At 44.2% G+C, this 1243-nt stretch carries 1 pseudogene; it reads right to left on the reverse strand.

Annotated elements, in window-relative coordinates:
• Positions 1-483: 483 nt before the first annotated feature.
• Positions 484-1243 (reverse strand): annotated as a pseudogene (locus IQ224_RS23610) (formylglycine-generating enzyme family protein); the annotation flags it as partial.

A 1243-nucleotide genomic window follows, 5' to 3' on the forward strand; every position in this document is an offset into this window, starting at 1 on the left:
CCGGTTTTGAGGTGGCCAATTACCTAATTTTTAGGGAAAAAGTCCAGGGATTTTCCCCCTGATCACTCCCATACCTGGTACTTTTTGATTGACAAAAAGTCTAAAAGTCTTACCCAACAAGGTTTTTGGATTTATTCAGCAAACCCTAAATAGGGTTTGCGGCAAAAAGTACGGGTGAAGCATTCGGATAGAAAATCTCCGGTTTCACCGATAGGTTATTGCTCGAATGCTTCCCCCCTACAGGACGCTATGCTGTTGTAATCATCGAAACTGTTCATCTGAGTAGGTAGGGTGGGTTAGGAGCGCCACAATATTATTTAATTTCAGATCGTAGGTTGGATTGAACGATAGTGAAACCCAACACTTTTAAATAATTGGGTTGGGTTTCGTTCCTCAACCCAACCTACGGCTCAAAAAAAAAATCGACCCGCCTAGCGGCGGGAAAAAGAGAAAAAGGGTAAAAAGGGTAAAAGGGAAAAAGGGTTACAGAGTCCTCCCGAATACGCAGACTACCCGAAAACCGAGATAGCTGAAGCGGTAGTCGCGGCGGTAGTAGTAGTCGCGAAACGCGGAACGGCAGAAATCAGGATCGTCGCCCCAGGAACCGCCCCGCAATATTGCAATATTTGATAATCATCATCATTTGTTAACCAAGCACTGCCATCCTTTGGCGCATTCTCATAGGTACTATGCCAATTGTCTTCGCACCACTCCCAAACATTGCCAATCATGTCATACAGTCCCCAAGCATTGGGCTTTTTCTGGCCCACAGGATGAGTTGTATTCTGAGAATTTCCGTCATACCAAGCGTAATCTCCTAACTGATTGGCATCATCACCGAAATAAAAGCGAGTAGTAGTCCCCGCACGACAGGCATATTCCCATTCCGCTTCCGTCGGTAGGCGATAGGTTTTCCCTGTTATTTGACTCAATTTCTGACAAAAAGCTTGAGCATCATTCCAACTAACCTGTTCTACCGGATTTTGGGGATTGTTTTTAAACTCAGAGGGATTGATTCCCATTACCGCTTCATATTGTGCCTGAGTCACTGGATATTTCCCAATCGCAAAACTGTTTAATTTAACTTGGTGTGGAGGCTTTTCATAATCTCTAGCATCAGAATCACTGTCAGGAGATCCCATGAGAAATTTACCTGCTGGTAAGCTCACCATCTCCAGTGTGACTCCGTTGGATATTTTTTCGGTAAATGGAGTAGGTGAAGCAATTAGGGGTATTGGTAATA

Origin of the sequence: Microcystis sp. LEGE 00066, from assembly GCF_015207925.1 — a bacterium.
Taxonomy (GTDB): Bacteria; Cyanobacteriota; Cyanobacteriia; order Cyanobacteriales; family Microcystaceae; genus Microcystis; species Microcystis ichthyoblabe_A.